The following is a 16,195-nucleotide window of genomic DNA, read 5'->3' as shown; positions in this document are numbered from 1 at the left end:
ATGGCTGGTGATCGGTTGTCCTCGGTGGACAATTTGCGCACGCTGATGGTGGCGTGGGTGATCGGTGCGCACTCGTTGGCCGGCTACACGGTGGTCGGTGGCTGGCCCTACGACGAGGTCAACGAGGTCACCGTCGCACCGGGTGTGGAGGTGGCGCTCACGGTCGTGGTCGGCCAGTCGGGGCTGTTCGTCATCGGTGCGTTCTTCTTCGTAGCCGGACTGTTCACACCGGAATCGCTGCGACGCAAGGGAAGGCCGGAATTTCTGCGTGATCGCGTGGTCCGGTTGGGGCTGCCGTGGGTGGTGTCGGCCTTGGTCCTGTGGCCGTTGTCGTTGTGGGTCGCCTACCGCGCCGCCGGTCACGACGTGACGCCGTGGTGGGTGCTCACGCACCGGCGCCCGTTCCTGGACTCCGGCGCGTTGTGGTTCGCCCTGGTGCTGCTGGTGTTCTCGGTCGGGTACGTGATGTGGCCGGGGCGTGGACTGAGCCGGGCCAGGCGTCCCACCACCGGTTATCTGCTCCTGGTGGCCGCCGGTGTCGCGATGGCTTCCTTCCTGGTTCGTCTGTGGTTTCCGGCCAGGAGCGGCCAGCCGGGTGATCTCCACCTGTGGCAGTGGCCCCAGTGCCTGGGGTTGTTCGCGCTTGGGATCGCCGTGTCGCGGCATGGGTGGGGGCGGCGCGTGCCGGACCGGCAGTACCGCGTGAGCGGTGGGATCGCCGTGGGCACGATGGTGTTGCTGCCGCTGCTCGCGCTCCGGCTGGGGATGACCGACGCTGTCGACGGGGTGGGCCCGTTCCTGGGTGGGTGGCACTGGCAGGCGCTGCTCGCGGCGTCTGTCGAGGGTGTCCTGGTGGTGTTCGGTTCGGTGTTCCTGCTCGGGCTGGCGCAGCGGTCGTGGGTGTGGGCCGGTTCGTTGGCGACGGGCTGTGCCCGGGTCGCGTTCACCGCGTTCGTGCTGCAGGGTCCGGTGCTGGTGCTGCTCGCCGTCGCGCTGCGACCGCTCGCGGCGCCGGCCGAGGTGAAGGCCGTCCTGCTCGTGGCCGGTGCGATCACCGGGTGCTTCTCGCTGGCCTGGTTGCTGGCCAGGAGCAGGGTACGGGGCCTCACCGTACGGCTCAGCTGACCGGATGCGGTCGGGAAGATGGTGGCGGGGTGGGTGTCGAGCTGCGATCCGCCGGTGGCCACCGTGCGGATCGCCTCGATCAGCTCGGCTCCGTGCACCTGTCGATCCCGTCGCCGTCGGTCAATCGGATGTCTAGGACCGCCACCTTGGCCCGGTGCGTGCCATGTCCCGATGCGTGGGGATGTGACCGATGAGGGGGTGGTTCAGGACGGTGGCGGAATGCGGATCCTGAACCACCCCGGGTGCCGGCGCTGGCGGAGACCAGGCCGGTGGTCAAGGGCCCAAGTGCCGCTCCGCATCGGCCGGCAGTCGCCAGGATCGTCGCGGGCCGGGCAGGTGTCAGGAGACGAAAGGCCTCAGTTCAAGGGACACAGGTCTTCAAGCCACTATGGACTTTCGGCACGTGACGTCCGGTCCGTACTCCCGTTCAGGACAGTGCCGCCAGCAGGGAGGCGGTCCGATGAACCGGATCCGCCGCTGCTGGCGCCGTGGAGATCAGGGTTGGATGGGACCAAGAGGTCTCCGGCCGGGGCTGCGATGGCGACGAGTGAGCGACCCGGCCGGGACCGCCCGCATCCGGGGCGTCCGGCGTGGGCGAGGAAACATCCGGCACAACCGACCGGCGGGCAGCCGCCGATCTCAGCGACGGTCAACTGCCCGCGGTGGACCCAGTAGCCGATCATCGCGTCGAGCTCGTCGCGGGTCAGGTCGAGGTGGCGGGCGATGTCGTCGAGACGGGTGCCGGGACGGGCGGCGCGGATCTCGGCGAGCACCTGGCGCAGCACGGTCAAGTGATCAACCTCCCGATCTGGAACACGAGGGTGGCCAGCACCCAGGCGACCGCGAGTTGCATGCCGATGCCGATGCAGGTCCAGCGTGCGCCGATCTCCGCTCGTTGCGCGGCGACGGTGGCCATGCACGGGGTGTAAGCCAGCAGGAACACCAGGAAGGCGAGGGCTGCGGCGCCGATGTGGCCGCCGGAGGACTGGTCGAAGGTCGTGCGGAGCCGCGTGTCGAGGTCGCCGGTGTCCGCCCCGGAGGGCGCTGAGGCGCCGTAGGTCTGCGCGAAGGTGGAGACCACGGCCTCCTTGGCGACGAACCCGGTCACCAGGGCGCCGGTGGCGTGCCAGTCACCGAACCCCGCGGGGGCGAACACCGGGGCCACCACCGCGCTGATGCCGCCGTAGAGGCTGCCGGACACATCGACAGTGCCGAAACCACCGCCGCAGAGGGGGATCGCCGTCAGAAGCCAGACCGCGGTGACGGTGGTCAGGACGAGGCCGCCGGCCTTGCGCAGGAAGGCGACGAGTTGCTGCCAGGTCTGCGTGGCGACCAGGCGTGCGGTGGGCAGCCGGTAGGGCGGCAGCTCCAGCAGCAGCGGTTCGGGGACGTGGTGGCGGAACACGGTGTGCCGCAATGCCAGCCCCACCAGCACGACCAGCGCGACCAGCGCGACGGACAGTACGTACATGGCGAACACCACGCTGCCCGCGCGGTCACCGAAGAACACCGTGGCCACCAGCAGGTAGACGGTCAGCCGGGCACTGCAGGTCACGTAGGGCACCAGCAGGCAGGTCAGCAGCCGGTGCCGGGCGTCGTCGAGGATCCGGGTTCCGACGACGGACGGCACGTTGCAGCCGAACCCGACGATCAGCGGCAGGAACGCGCGGCCTGGCAGACCGAGCGGGCGCAGGAACCGGTCGGCAAGGAAAGCCGCGCGGGCCAGATAGCCCGAGTCCTCGAGCACCGCCAGGAGCACGAACATGATCACCACGAGCGGGACGAAGCTCAGCAACTGGCCGACGTCGGACACCATGCCGTCGAGGACCAGTCCGGCCACCCATGTTCCGGCCAGGTGCGTCACCCCGAGCAGCCACCGCACGGCGTCGCGCACCGGACCGTCCACAACAGACGTGAGACCGCCCCGCAGTGGGGCGGCCACCATGGTGGCCGCGACGAACACGCCCCACATGACGAGCAGGAAGATCGGCGGTCCCAGCCACCGCGAGGTGAGCACCCGGTCGAGCCGGTCGGAGACGGCCTGCCCGGCCCGGTCGTCACGGCGCAGACAGGCGGCGACCACCCGGTGCACCCACGCGTACCGCTGCTCGGCGATCGCGGTCTCCACGTCGTCCTCGACTCCGTTGTCCGCCCGCAGCCTGGTGCGCAAGCGTTCCGCCTCCAGCCGCAACTCCGCGCACGCGTCTCCACACACATCCCCGGTCAACAGGCCGAGGGCGAGCCAGCGGGAACTGAACCGATCCGTCATCCCGGGCGTTGTCACGATCCGTGCGATGAGCTCGCCGACCGCGGCCTCGATCGGCACGCCGAGGACCGGCGTCGCCGGTGCCGGGCCGCCGAGCGTGGCGACGACCGTCTCCGCCAGCCTGTTACGTCCGTCGCGAGCGCGGGGGCCCAGCGGGGCCACAGGCAACTCGAGTTGCTGGGACAGTGCCGTGTCGTCGACCCGGATGCCCCGGCCGGCGGCGATGTCCGCCATGGTGAGCGCTACGACGACCGGGATGCCCACGTCGAGCACTTGGGCGAGCAGGTAGAGGTTTCGGGACAGGTTCGCCGCGTCGACGATCACCACCACGACGTCGGGGTGCCCGGGTTGGGTCCGGTCGACCAGCAGGTCCCGAACGAGCTGCTGGTCGGGTGAACGGGGTTGCAGGCTGTAGGTGCCCGGCAGGTCCACCACCTCGACCGGTCCGGCCGGGGTGACCCAGCAGCCGGTTCCGATGTGGACGGTCGTGCCCGGCCAGTTGCCCACGTGTCGGTGCGACCCGGTCAGCGCGTTGAACACCGTCGACTTGCCGACGTTCGGGTTGCCCACCAACGCTACCCTCGCCACGGGTACGACTCCGTGCCGGGGAAGCCTCCGGTCGCGCGGCGTGTGCGAGCACCACGGCGCTCGGTTCACCGTCATGGCCTGGGCTCGACCACCAACGCCGCACCTGTACGAGCATTGAGCGCGACCCGTGTGTCCTCGACAGCTACCACGAGCCCGCTCGCACCATGACGGCCGACGACCCGGATGCGCGCGCCTGGCACGAATCCCAGCTCGACAAGACGCAGTCGTTCGCGACCACCGGCCACTACTGCCCGCAGCGTCATGTCCGCGCCCGGCGGGCAGTCTCGGAGCACCACCATGATCGCCTCCCCGACATACCCACAGATGAGGTAAGGCTTCCCTCAACCAAGCCTTGCTCACTCATCGCCACGAGCCAGGGGCCTTGGCCCTGTCCCGGCAGGGACCATCGGCTCGGCCTTCGCACTCGGGCCAGGAAGGCGGCGAGCAGACAGGGACCAATGCCCTGCGGTGGCGGGCCCAACGGCTGCGGCGCCAGCTCAGGTGGGAGGGGCATCGTCGACGTAGACAGGTTCAGACGGTTTCTCGGAAGCAGGTGAGGTCGTGAGCTACGGCGAGGCGGTGCGGGAGGTACTGCGGGCGCCTACTCGCGCGTTGCGGCAGGCGATTCCCAGTGTGTACCAGGGGTATCGGGAGTTGCATGACGCCGCGTTGGCGCCGGGTGCGTTGGATGTGAGGACCAAGGAGTTGATCGCGTTGGCGATCGCGGTGAGCAAGGAGTGTGACGGGTGTATCGCCGCGCACGCGCACGCGGCTGTCCGGCACGGCGCGAGCCCGCAGGAGGCGGCTGAGGCGATCGGTGTCGCGTTCCTGATGAACGGTGGTCCGGCCACTGTCTACGGGGCTCGCGCGTTCGCCGCGTTCACCGAGTTCCAAGCGCAACGCGCCGAGCAGGACGGTGGCGGATGATGCGCTTAGGGGTTGCCGCGGCGCTGGTGGACGGCGTGTACCGGCGTGGTGACGTCGAGATCGACGACACCGGCCGGGTCGCCGCGGTCGGGGTGCCGGGGCGCGGTCGCGGTCTGGCAGTGCCGGGGTTGGTCGACCTGCAGGTCAACGGGTTCGCCGGCGTGGACTTCTTGACCGCGGACGTCGAGGGTTATGTCGGTGCCGGGGCCGCGCTCGCTCGCACCGGAGTGCTGGCCTACCAGCCCACCCTGATCACCAGCGCGCCCGAGCAGACCATCGCAGCGCTCACCATCGCTGGCAAGGCAGAGGCGGAGACGACACAGGGTGGGGCCGTGGGCGCCCGGATCCTCGGTGTCCATCTGGAAGGCCCGTTCCTCTCCCCGGAGCGACCCGGCACCCACCCGACGGAGTTGCTCCGGGCTCCCGACACCACGCTCGCACGCCAACTGCTGACCGCGGGGCCGGTCACCCAGATGACGCTCGCGCCCGAACTGCCCGGTGCCCTGGACGTGATCACCGCGTGTGTGCGGGCCGAGGTGCTCATCTCGTGTGGGCACAGCTACGCCACTGCCGCCCAGGCCCATGCGGCGTTCGACCACGGGGCGCGGATGGTCACGCACTTGTTCGACGCGATGCGCCCGTTCACCCACCGCGATCCCGGCATCGTTGGCGCCGCGCTGACCCGCGGCGACATTCTGCTCGGGCTGATCGCCGATCCGAACCATCTCGCCGCGGAGACGATCCAGTTGGCGTTCCGTGCCGCGCCCGGCCGGGTCGTGCTGGTCACCGACGCGCTGGCCGCGAGCGGATGCCCGGACGGGCACTACCGGTTGGGTGAGGTCGAGTTTGACGTCGCCGAGGGTGTGGCCCGACGCGCGGACGGCACACTGGTCGGCTCGACCATCACACTCCTCGACGCGGTCCGGCACGCCTGCGACGCCGGGGTGCCCTTGGAGTCGGCCGTCACCGCCGCGACCCACACCCCCGCCGCCCTGTTCCCCGGCCAGGGCGTCGGCCTGCTGCGGCCCGGCGACCCCGCGGACGTACTCGTACTCGACGACAGCCTGACCGTACGCACCGTCCTCCACCACGGCGCTCCGCTCGACACGGAGCCGTAGCAGAGGCTGAGGGTCGCTTCGGTATCTCCGCCCGTTCATACAGCAGGATCTCCCGGGAGTGGATGGATCATGAGCCCCTCGTCGTCGGGTGTCCAGACGGAAGCCTGGGAAGTGCGACCAAGCCCGTCCGCTTCGAGCGTCAAGCGTCGGGGTACGCGGCAGCAGTCGGCGATCCTGGCGCTGCTGGCGGACATCGGCGAGTTCCGCAGCGCGCAAGCTCTTCATGACCTGCTCCGCGCACGTGCCGAGAATGTCGGTCTGACAACGGTGTACCGAACCTTGCACGCGCTCACCGATGCCGGTGTGCTGGACACAATTCGCACTGGGCGAGGTGAGGTGCTCTACCGGCGGTGCAGCGCGGTCCACCACCACCATCTCGTGTGCAGGCATTGCCGGCGCACGGTCGAGATCACCAGCCCGGCTGTGATGCGGTGGATCGCCCAGGTCGCTGCCGAGCACGGCTACCGGGACGTCGAGCACGAGCTCGAGATCACCGGTACCTGCCCGGGCTGCGACCCCGTGTCGGCTACCTGGTCGTGCCGGTGGCATCGGCCCGCCTTAGGGCCTGACGACCCGCAACCGAGGGACCATCGGCACTCGGTATCCCCTCCGGATCGCGTTAAGCAGGGGATACCCAAAAAGGACTAGCGTGGAGGTGTTCTGCGATGGGAACGGTGGGACAGGAGATCGTCGGTATCCACGCCGAGGAGATCATTGACCTGCTCAACCAGGGGATCGCGGCCGAACTCAACGACGCCTACCGGTACCTGCTGCTGTCCAAGCTCGCCTCGGGAATCCACAGTGGACCAGTCGCTGACCTGTTCGCGCGGACTGCCGCCGACGAATGGCACCATGTCGGGATGCTGATGGATCGCGTCGTCCAGCTGGGCGGCGAGCCGATGACCGGTCCCGCCGACGCGGCCGGCCGCTCCTACGTCGACTACCGGCCCCCGCCGGCCGACCCCACCGACGTGCCGGCCATGCTCGCCGACAGCCTGGCCGGAGAACGAGCCGCGATCCGCTTCTACCGCACCCTGTTCGAAAAGACCCGCGACATCGACCCCATCACCGCCGAGATCGCCCGGCGGGCCCTTGCCGACGAGATCGGCGACGAGGACGACCTGGAACGCCTCCAGACCGGCCGGCCGGACCGCTGACCCCGCCATGTCGACCCTGGGCTGGGTCATCGTGGCCGGCGTGGCGATGACCGTGCTGGCGCTGTCGGGCAGCATCGCCCTGCTCCTGCCCGACCGGATCTTCAACAAGATCGTGCTACCCCTGGTCGCGCTCGCCGCGTGGCGCGGGCCGGGGCTGGGGCCGGATAGGGGCCGACAGTTGGACTTCGGTCCGAGCGAACGCTTCGTCCGGCTACCCGACCGGGTGCTGAACGCCCTCGGCATCGCCACCGTGGTCTACGGAACCTGGCTGCTCATCGCCATCGCCAACCAGAACTGACGTCTCAGGCGACTCGGCCCGGTCTCCTGTGGTGGCCGGGCCGGAAGTCCTTGCCAGGGTCGCCGTACGACTCTGCCACGGGTCCGAATGCCGGCCTACCGTCGAGTATGAGAACTCCAGAGATGGAGCGTGGTAACGACCACGCGAGAGGAGTCCACGTCATCGTGGGGAGGAGCCGATGAGCACCTTGACCGTACGTGATGTCATGACCGACGACGTCGCCTCGGTTCGTGCGGACACGCCGTTCAAGAGCGTCGTGTGGGCCTTGGCGACCCGCCAGGTCAGTGGGGCGCCGGTGCTCGACGCCGACCGTGTGGTCGTCGGGGTCGTGACCGAGGCCGACCTGCTGCCCAAGCAGACCCGCGAGCGCCGCGTCGTACGGTGGCCGTTCTCCTCCCGAGCCCGCCGCCTGCGGGCCAGGAAGGCGTGCGGCCTTGTGACCGGTGAACTGATGAGTGCGCCCGCGGTGACCGTCACACCGGACACCCCACTGTCGGACGCCGCGGTGACGCTCGCCCGGTACGGGGTCAGACGGCTGCCGGTGGTGGACGCCGCCGGCCGCCTGGTCGGTGTGCTCAGCCGCCGCGACGCGTTGCGTGCCTTCCTCCGCGCGGACTCCGGCATTGCCCTGGAAATCGAGCGCGACGTGCTCAAAGAGGCCATGTGCGTCGACCCGGCCTCCGTCTGGGTCCAGGTCCGCGACGGCGTGGTGACCCTGAGCGGCCAGCTCGAGCACAAGGGCATGGTGGCATGCGCCGAGGAGTTGACCCGTGCCGTCGACGGGGTCGTCGACCTGGTCAACGACCTGACCTACGCCCGCGATGACACCACGGCTCGGCCGGGCGTCCCGCCGAGCTTCTGGCCCCGGCACGAGTCGTCATGACCGGTCTGGCGGTTGTGCCGTATGGGTGTCGTCGTGGGTGAAGGTGAGTTGGGTGTCCACGTCCACGACACCGTCGACCCGGCGGACCAGCGACTTCGCGATGGGAACCATGCTTCTGCGTGCCAGTTCACCTCGGAGGGCCACCACGCCGTCGCGGACCTCACGGTGATCGTGGCCGGATCGACCGCGATACCGAGGTTGAGTTCGAACACCTCGTGGGCGATCTCCTCGTCGATGTCCTCGTTCTTGCGGAGGAAGACGCTGAGCAGGCCCTTGCGGCTGACGATGCCGACCAGTCCGCCGGACTCGTCGATGACGGGCAACCGTTTGATGCCGGAGCGGTTCAGCAGCTTGGCGGCGTCCACGACGGTCGCGTCCGAACCGATGGTGTGCGCAGGCAGGGGTTGATGCGGTCGGTGTAGAGGACCGTGATGACGCCGATGGCGAGTACGGCGCCGCTGACGGCGGCCAGCGCGGGGAGGGTCGCGGCACCGGCGGTCGCGCAGCTGGCGGGCGACCGGCACGATCCCGCCTGCGCTTTCGGCGTGCACGAACGCGCGCAGCGGCGAGACGGCCACGGCCGTCACCCTTTGGTCGGGCCAGCCACGATCCCCTGTCAGCCTTTCCCGGTGTCCACGACCGCCATGTCGTTCGCGATGGCGATCCATTCGTTCGCGTGGACTCTCACAGAACATTGTGCCGAGGCGCAGCCCTGTTCCACCGGATGGCGGGTGTTCGCGGCGTTGTCGCTCGGGGCAGAAGTCCTGGGCCGGGAGTGACATCGGGCCCTTACCGGCACCGCACGGCCGCAGGGAGCCTGGAGACACCACGAATCCTGCCGACCTACCGGCACCGACGTGCTCGGCAGGTATTGGCGGAGAACGGGGAAGGGGCGTCGGGTCATGACGTATCGCGTCGTCGTCGGCGTCGACGGCTCACCCGCCTCGGCGGCGGCGCTTTCCTGGGCGACCGAGGAAGCGGGGCTGCGCGGCGCGGAACTGGTCGCCTGGACGGTCCTGGACCGACCGGAGTCGCGGCTCGCGGCCGACACGGTCGGGGGGCAGACGTCTCGTCCGTCGTCCGGGGAGTCCGCTGGTGGCTACCCGGTAGCCATCCGCCAATCCCATGGGGACGCAGGCGCCGAGTTGGTCGCTGCGTGCGCGGACGCGGACGCGGATTTGTTCGTGGTCGGGTCGCGTGGTCGTGGTCCGCTGGCGGGGCTGGTGCTGGGATCGGTCAGCCGGACCTGTCTGGCGCACGCACCGTGCCCGGTGGTAGTGGTCCGCCCGCAGCCCGAGCAGCCGCCGTCCCACCGGCGGGTGATCGTGGGCGTCGACGGCTCCGGCCATGCCCGCCAGGCGCTGCGCGTCGCGGCCGAGGAGGCCGGGTTGCGCGACGCACCCCTGGCCGTGGTGCATGCCGTGTACTGGGACAACATCGGCACCGAACTGCTGACTCCCACAGTCGAGCAGCTCGTCGAGTGGGGCCACAAGCTCGTCGCCGTGGAACTTGCCGCGACCGGAGTCACGGGCACACCCGTCGTCGAGCATGGCCACGCCACCGAGGTGCTGGTGCGGCACAGCGCCGATGCCGACCTGCTCGTGCTGGGCTCCCGCGGACACAACCCCGTCGCCGGTCTGCTGCTGGGCTCCACCAGCGAGCACTGCGCCCGGTACGCGCACTGCCCGGTCATGGTCACCCACGCCACCGGAAAACGGCCGGCCGCCGGCCGGGCGCAGGCTTTCATGCAGGGAGAGGTGAAGTGATGAGCACGTCGGTGTCTCCGTCTGCGACCGCGCACCACGGGCTGGCCGCTCACGAGGTTGTGCTGTTGCTGGAGAGCGACCCGCATCGCGGCCTGGCCGGTCAGGTGGTCGTCGAGCGGTTGGCGCGGTTCGGGCCGAATACACTCCCCGCCGCCAAGGGTGCCGGTCTGCTGGTGCGGATTCTGCGCCAGTTCCACCACCCTTTGATCTACGTGCTGATCGCCGCGGGGGCGATCACCGCCGGTTTGGGTGAGTACGTCGACTCGGCGGTGATCTTCGGTGTGGTGGTGATCAACGCGATCATCGGGTTCATCCAGGAGTCGAAGGCCGAGGCTGCCCTGGAGGGCTTGCGGTCGATGGTGCGCACGGAAGCCAGGGTGGTGCGGGACGGCCACGAGCGGACCGTGCTGTCCGACGAACTGGTGCCCGGTGATCTGGTTCTGCTCGACGCGGGCGACAAGGTGCCCGCCGACCTGCGGTTGATCCGGTTGGCGGAGCTGCGGGTGAACGAGTCGGCGCTGACCGGCGAGTCCGTTCCGGTGACCAAGGACGAGGTGGTGCTGCCCGAGGCGGTTCCGGTGGCCGACCGGCACAACATGGCCTACTCGGGCACCCTGGTCACCACCGGCGGCGGGGCCGGGATCGTGGTCGCGACCGCCGCGGAGACCGAGCTGGGGGAGATCCACCGGCTGGTCGGCGCCGCGGAGACCCTGGCGACACCGCTGACGCGGAAGCTCGCCGGGTTCAGCAAGATCCTCACCGTGGGCATCCTTGCCCTGGCCGCGGTCACCTTCGGGGTGGGTCTGCTGCGGGGGCAGGACGCGGTGGAGACGTTCACCGCCGCGATCGCGCTCGCGGTCGGCGCGATCCCAGAAGGGCTGCCGGCGGCGGTCACCATCACCCTAGCCATCGGGGTGGCCCGGATGGCTCGGCGGCGCGCGGTGATTCGGCGGCTGCCGGCGGTGGAGACGCTGGGCAGCACCACGGTGATCTGTTCGGACAAGACCGGCACGCTCACCGAGAACCAGATGACCGTGCGCACCGTGTGGACCCCCGGCGGCGAGTTCGAGGTCACCGGCTCGGGCTACGCCCCGGACGGGACCCTGCACGACAGCCACGGCACGCCGCCGGTGCTGGACTCCTACCCGGCGCTGCGTTGGTCGCTGCTGGCCGGTGCCGCCTGCAACGACGCCGCCCTCACCGAGCACGAGGGGCGGTGGGACGTCGTCGGTGACCCCACCGAGGGCGCGATGCTGGTGATCGCCGCCAAAGCGGGACTGGACGCCGGCCGGGTCGCGGACCTGCTTCCCCGTCTGGCGACGATCCCGTTCAGCTCCGAACGCCAGTACATGGCCACCCTGCACCGCGACACCACGACCACCCACCCGACAAGCCAGGTGGTGCTGGTCAAGGGCGCGGTGGAGCGAGTGCTGGACCTGTGTGGCGCGCAGATGAACACCGACGGCACACTCGGGCCCGTGGACCGGGCCGCCGTGCTCCACACCGCCGACGACCTGGCTGGCCGGGGACTGCGGGTACTGGCGACGGCCATACATCCGGCCACTGGCCCGGACGAGTCCGATCCGGAGGAGTTCGGCGAGGAGACGCTGTCCGGCAGCATGGTGCTGACCGGGTTGCAGGCCATGCTCGACCCGCCCCGTGCCGCCGCGACCACCGCGGTGGCCGCCTGCCACACGGCGGGCATCGCGGTGAAGATGATCACCGGTGACCACGCCGCGACCGCCACGGCGATCGCCGGCCAGGTCGGCCTGTTCGACCACGACGGCCAGGCCGGCGACCGGGGCGCGGTGCTGACCGGCGCCGACCTGGCGGCGCTGCCGGGTGAGGAGTTCCCCGAGGCGGTGGAGCACGCGGTCGTGTTCGCCAGAGTCTCGCCAGAGCAGAAGCTGCGGCTGGTCGAGGCGCTGCAGGCCCGCGGGCACGTGGTCGCGATGACCGGCGACGGGGTCAACGACGCCCCCGCGCTGCGGCAGGCCGGCATCGGCGTGGCGATGGGGGAGAGCGGCACCGAGGTGGCCAAGGACGCCGCGGACATGGTGCTCACCGACGACGACTTCGCCACCATCGAGGCCGCCGTCGAGGAGGGTCGCGGCGTGTTCGACAACCTCACCAAGTTCATCACCTGGACTCTGCCCACGAACATCGGTGAGGGCCTGGTCATCCTCGCCGCGATCATGGTCGGTGCCGCACTGCCGATCCTGCCCACCCAGATCCTGTGGATCAACATGACCACCGCGGTCGCGCTCGGGCTGATGCTCGCGTTCGAGCCCAAGGAAGCCGGGATCATGACCCGCCCGCCCCGCGACCCGGACCAGCCGCTGCTCACCCGCACGCTGATGGTGCGGATCCTGCTGGTGTCCACGCTGCTGGTCGCCGGGTCGTGGTGGCTGTTCCAGTGGGAACTCGCAGGCGGTGCAAGCCTGGCCGAGGCGCGGACCGCGGCGTTGAACGTGTTCGTCGTGGTCGAGGCGTTCTACCTGTTCAGCTGCCGTTCCCTGACCCGCTCGGCGTGGCGGATCGGCATGTTCTCCAACCGGTGGCTCATTGTCGGTGTCACCGTCCAGGCGGTCGGCCAGCTCGCCATCACCTACCTGCCCGCCATGAACACGATCTTCGGCACCGCCCCCATCGGCGGGGACGTGTGGCTGCGGATCCTGGCCATCGCCGTGGCGGCAAGCCTGGTCGTCGCGGTCGACAAGCGGCTACGGCGAGGACGCGCATGACGATCGCGGACGACTGCTCGCTGTGCGCCGTGGCCGACAGCGAATGGCTGCTCACCTACACCGGCATCGATCCCGCCGCGGAGGGCACGAGGGAGGCGTTGCTGACGGTCGGCAACGGCTATCTGGCGACCAGGGGCGCGGCGCCGGAGGCGACTGCCGACGGCATCCACTACCCGGCCACCTACGCGGCGGGTGTCTACAACCGGCTGGACTCCGGTGTGGACGGTCGAGTGCGAAGTGACGAGAGCCTGGTCAACCTGCCGAACTGGCTGCCGATCACGTTGCGCGCGGGCGACGAGGGCCCGTGGTTGGCACCGGACACCTGGAAAGTCGTGCACCACCACGTGGCGCTCGACCTGCGCCGAGGGCTGCACTTGCGGGAGCTGGTGGTCGAGGACCCACAGTGCCGTCGCACCCGTATCCGCCAGGAGCGGCTCGTGTCGATGGACCGCCCGCACCTGGCGTGCCTGCGGACCGCTGTCACCCCTCAGAACTGGTCCGGCACGCTGCGGGTCCGCAGCCTGCTGGACGGGCGGGTCCGCAACGACAACGTCGCCGAGTTCGCCGCCCTGGCGAAAGACCACCTCGCCGAGCCGTTGACCGGACATCACGGCGACACGTGCTGGCTGGTCACCGAGACAAGGCAGTCGAGGATACGTGTCGCGGTCGCCGCGCGTACGACGGTGAGCGACGACAACCCGGGCCGCTGCGAGGTCGACAGCCCCGGACGCGTCGGTCACCAGTGGACGGTGCTGGTCGAGGCCGGTGTTCCGATGACGGTGGACAAGACCGCCGCCGTCTTCACCTCCCGCGACAACGCGATCTCCGAACCGGTGGACGCCGCCAGGAAGGAGCTGGCCGACGCTCCCGATGTCCCCGCGCTGCGCGCGGCGCACATGCTGGCGTGGGAACACCTGTGGCAGCTGCTGCCCCTGTCCTTCGACGCCGACCTCCGCAGCGGAGAGGAGATCGGCGCGCGGCGCGCGGTCAACGTCCACCTGTTCCACGTCGCGCAGACGCTGTCCCGGCACACCGCCGACCTGGATGCCGGCGTGCCCGCGCGGGGCCTGCACGGCGAGGGCTACCGCGGACACGTCTTCTGGGACGAGCTGTTCATTTTCCCGCTGCTGAACCTGCGTGTCCCGGAACTGACCCGTGCGCTGCTGCTGTACCGGTACCGACGGCTGCCGCAGGCCCGCCGGCTGGCCCGCCTCGCTGGTGCGGCGGGTGCGTTGTTCCCGTGGCAGAGCGGCAGCGACGGCCGGGAGGAAACCCCCGAGTATTTCTACAACCCCCGCTCGCGGCGTTGGATGGCCGACAACTCACGGCGGCAGTACCACGTCAACCTGGCGGTTGCCTACAACGTCTGGCACTACTACCAGGTCACCGGCGACATCGATTTCCTGGCCGCCTACGGCGCGGAGCTGCTGGTCGAGATCGCCCGGTTCTGGGCCGCGATCGCCGAGCACGACCCGGTGGCCGACCGCTACCACCTGCGCGGGGTGATGGGGCCCGACGAGTTCCACGACGGCTACCCCGACCGGCCTGGCGCCGGAGTGGACGACAACGCCTACATCGCGGTCATGACCTCCTGGGTACTGGCCCGAGTCCTCGACGCCCACGAGGTGCTGGGCGGGCACCACACCGAAGACCTGTGGCTACGCCTGGGCGTCACCGACACCGAACTGCGGCACTGGGACCACCTCAGCCGCAGGTTGCACGTGCCGTTCCTGTCCAGCGGGCTGCTCGCCCAGTTCGACGGCTACGGCGACCTGGACGAACTGGACTGGGACGCCTACCGCGCCCGCTACGGCGACATCGGCCGCCTCGACCTGGTCCTGGAGGCGGAGAACGACACCACCAACCGCTACCAGGCGTCCAAACAGGCCGACGTGCTCATGCTGTTCTACCTGCTCAGCGCCGACGAACTCACCGAGATCCTGCACCGCCTCGGCCACGACTTCGACCCGGCCACCATCCCGGACACCGTGGCCCACTACCTCGCCCGCACCACCCATGGCTCGACGCTCAGCCGCGTCGTGCATGCCTGGGTGCTGTCCCGCCGCGACCGCCCCGCGTCCTGGCGGCTGCTGCGCGAAGCACTCGACGCCGACCTGGCCGACACCCAGAACGGCACCACCCGCGAGGGCATCCACCTCGGCGCCATGGCCGCCACCGCCGACATCCTCCAGCGCTGCTACACCGGCCTGGAAACCCGAGGCGACACCCTCCGCCTACACCCCCGGCTCCCCGACGCACTCACCCAGCTCGACTTCGACCTGCGCTACCGCGGCCACTGGCTCCGGTTCCACCTCACCCACGATCTCGTCGACATCCACGCCCGGCCCGGCGCCGCCGCACCGATCATCATCACCGTCGACGACGAGACACACACCCTGCACAGCGGCACCCACCTGCGAGTGCGGCAGACCCGACCCCCGGCCGAGAACACCGGACAGGGAGACCGGGCCCCCGCCGACGGGAAAGGAGCGTGACGCCGATGGCCATCGCACCACCGCGCCGGATGCTGGTCGCGACCGATCTCTCCGAGCAGACGGGCCTGGCCGAGCACAGGGCCGCGCAACTCGCCGCACAGCACAACGCTCACCTGACCGCCCTGCACGTGCTACCCGCCGGGCTGGCCACGGAGCTGACCGAGTTCGCCCACGCGTGCCTACTCTCTCGTCTCGACCGGTTCGCCCATCTCGCGGTCGCGGAGGCCGTCGTCCGCCACGGGACCGTGGTCCACGAGATCCTCGCGGAGATGACTGATCGTGGCGCGGACCTGCTCATCGTCGGCCCGCACGGCGGCCACCGGCTGACCAACCCGCTGCTGGCCAGCACCCCCGACAACCTGGCGCGGGCGAGCCAGGTACCGGTCCTGGTGGTCAAGAATCCACCCGAGGGGGCGTACCGCACGGTCGTGCTCGCCGTCGACAGCACCCCCGTCTCGGCCGAGGCCATACGCGAACCACATCGTCGTACACGTCGCTGTCGTGGTCGGCGAGACGCTGATGCGCATGCACGGTGCCAGCGAGGAACTCCTGGCCCAGCTGCGTGAGGCCAGCATCGAGCAGGTCCGGGGCGACATCGAGAACGTGGCCAGCGAGCTGACACCAGCGGCGGCACGGGTGGTGATCGAGTTCGGGCGTCCGCAGACGCGGCTGCCGGAGCTGAGCCGCCACCATGCCGCCGATCTGGTCGCCCTCGGCACCGGAGGCCGCTCTTCGCTGGGTTACGCCCTGCTCGGCAGCGTTGCCCAACATGTGCTTCGGGACGCTGCACCGGATGTGCTCGTCGTACCGGTCGCCGGGGAGGGCTGA

Annotated in this window: 17 protein-coding genes; 13 read left to right on the top strand and 4 right to left on the bottom strand. The window is 70.1% G+C overall.

Features of this window, described 5'->3' with window-relative positions:
- Positions 1-1,125: an acyltransferase gene (locus GEV28_RS00885; RefSeq protein ID WP_291407499.1), complete on the top strand. Its 1,125-nt coding sequence runs from the start codon at positions 1-3 to the stop codon at positions 1,123-1,125.
- Positions 1,126-1,511: 386 nt separating this feature from the next.
- Here the strand turns inward: GEV28_RS00885 and GEV28_RS42070 are convergent, their stop codons facing one another.
- From GEV28_RS42070 to GEV28_RS42065, 3 genes are all read right to left on the bottom strand, one after another.
- The gene (locus GEV28_RS42070; RefSeq protein ID WP_367115008.1) at positions 1,512-1,898 is read right to left on the bottom strand and encodes a FeoC-like transcriptional regulator; all 387 of its coding nucleotides are present in this window, start codon (positions 1,896-1,898) and stop codon (positions 1,512-1,514) included.
- A gap of 14 nt (positions 1,899-1,912) precedes the next feature.
- The gene (gene feoB / locus GEV28_RS00880) at positions 1,913-3,979 is read right to left on the bottom strand and encodes a ferrous iron transport protein B (RefSeq protein WP_291407497.1); all 2,067 of its coding nucleotides are present in this window, start codon (positions 3,977-3,979) and stop codon (positions 1,913-1,915) included.
- Positions 3,980-4,050: 71 nt separating this feature from the next.
- Positions 4,051-4,278, bottom strand: a complete 228-nt coding sequence (locus GEV28_RS42065) for a ferrous iron transport protein A (protein WP_367115001.1) — start codon at positions 4,276-4,278, stop codon at positions 4,051-4,053.
- A 262-nt stretch (positions 4,279-4,540) separates the two neighbouring features.
- Between GEV28_RS42065 and GEV28_RS00875 the strand changes: the two genes are divergently transcribed.
- The 6 genes from GEV28_RS00875 to GEV28_RS00850 all read left to right on the top strand — a co-directional run bounded on the left by GEV28_RS00875 (position 4,541) and on the right by GEV28_RS00850 (position 8,362).
- On the top strand, positions 4,541-4,906 hold the full coding sequence (locus GEV28_RS00875; RefSeq protein ID WP_291407495.1) for a carboxymuconolactone decarboxylase family protein: 366 nt from the start codon (positions 4,541-4,543) through the stop codon (positions 4,904-4,906).
- Positions 4,903-6,024, top strand: coding sequence for an N-acetylglucosamine-6-phosphate deacetylase (gene nagA / locus GEV28_RS00870; RefSeq protein ID WP_291407493.1), 1,122 nt, complete (start codon positions 4,903-4,905; stop codon positions 6,022-6,024). The genes GEV28_RS00875 and nagA overlap by 4 nt, the downstream gene beginning before the upstream one ends.
- A gap of 69 nt (positions 6,025-6,093) precedes the next feature.
- Complete coding sequence (locus GEV28_RS00865; RefSeq protein WP_367115000.1) at positions 6,094-6,672, top strand: Fur family transcriptional regulator; 579 nt, start codon at positions 6,094-6,096, stop codon at positions 6,670-6,672.
- 17 nt (positions 6,673-6,689) lie between these two features.
- Positions 6,690-7,181, top strand: a complete 492-nt coding sequence (locus GEV28_RS00860) for a ferritin-like domain-containing protein (RefSeq protein WP_291407491.1) — start codon at positions 6,690-6,692, stop codon at positions 7,179-7,181.
- A 7-nt stretch (positions 7,182-7,188) separates the two neighbouring features.
- Positions 7,189-7,479 (top strand): hypothetical protein, encoded by a 291-nt coding sequence (locus tag GEV28_RS00855; protein ID WP_291407488.1) that lies wholly within the window; start codon positions 7,189-7,191, stop codon positions 7,477-7,479.
- A gap of 178 nt (positions 7,480-7,657) precedes the next feature.
- On the top strand, positions 7,658-8,362 hold the full coding sequence (locus tag GEV28_RS00850; protein ID WP_291407486.1) for a CBS domain-containing protein: 705 nt from the start codon (positions 7,658-7,660) through the stop codon (positions 8,360-8,362).
- Here the strand turns inward: GEV28_RS00850 and GEV28_RS00845 are convergent.
- Positions 8,290-8,886: a CBS domain-containing protein gene (locus tag GEV28_RS00845; RefSeq protein WP_291407607.1), complete on the bottom strand. Its 597-nt coding sequence runs from the start codon at positions 8,884-8,886 to the stop codon at positions 8,290-8,292. The genes GEV28_RS00850 and GEV28_RS00845 overlap by 73 nt on opposite strands.
- Between GEV28_RS00845 and GEV28_RS00840 the strand changes: the two genes are divergently transcribed.
- From GEV28_RS00840 to GEV28_RS00815, 6 genes are all read left to right on the top strand, one after another.
- Positions 8,794-9,141 carry a hypothetical protein gene (locus tag GEV28_RS00840; RefSeq protein WP_291407618.1) on the top strand — a complete coding sequence of 116 codons (348 nt, stop codon included), beginning with the start codon at positions 8,794-8,796 and terminating at the stop codon, positions 9,139-9,141. The genes GEV28_RS00845 and GEV28_RS00840 overlap by 93 nt on opposite strands.
- A gap of 123 nt (positions 9,142-9,264) precedes the next feature.
- Positions 9,265-10,128, top strand: a complete 864-nt coding sequence (locus GEV28_RS00835; protein WP_291407484.1) for a universal stress protein — start codon at positions 9,265-9,267, stop codon at positions 10,126-10,128.
- A complete protein-coding gene (locus tag GEV28_RS00830; RefSeq protein WP_291407482.1) occupies positions 10,128-12,872 on the top strand; it encodes a cation-transporting P-type ATPase in 2,745 nt (914 codons plus the stop codon). Before GEV28_RS00835 ends, GEV28_RS00830 begins: the two co-directional genes overlap by 1 nt.
- On the top strand, positions 12,869-15,367 hold the full coding sequence (locus tag GEV28_RS00825) for a glycosyl hydrolase family 65 protein (RefSeq protein WP_291407480.1): 2,499 nt from the start codon (positions 12,869-12,871) through the stop codon (positions 15,365-15,367). The genes GEV28_RS00830 and GEV28_RS00825 overlap by 4 nt, the downstream gene beginning before the upstream one ends.
- A gap of 5 nt (positions 15,368-15,372) precedes the next feature.
- Positions 15,373-15,933 (top strand): universal stress protein, encoded by a 561-nt coding sequence (locus GEV28_RS00820; RefSeq protein WP_291407478.1) that lies wholly within the window; start codon positions 15,373-15,375, stop codon positions 15,931-15,933.
- Complete coding sequence (locus GEV28_RS00815) at positions 15,893-16,195, top strand: universal stress protein (protein ID WP_291407476.1); 303 nt, start codon at positions 15,893-15,895, stop codon at positions 16,193-16,195. Before GEV28_RS00820 ends, GEV28_RS00815 begins: the two co-directional genes overlap by 41 nt.

The organism is Actinophytocola sp., from assembly GCF_009379765.1.
GTDB lineage: Bacteria > Actinomycetota > Actinomycetes > Mycobacteriales > Pseudonocardiaceae > Actinophytocola.
This window is presented reverse-complemented; position numbering and strand designations above follow the sequence as displayed.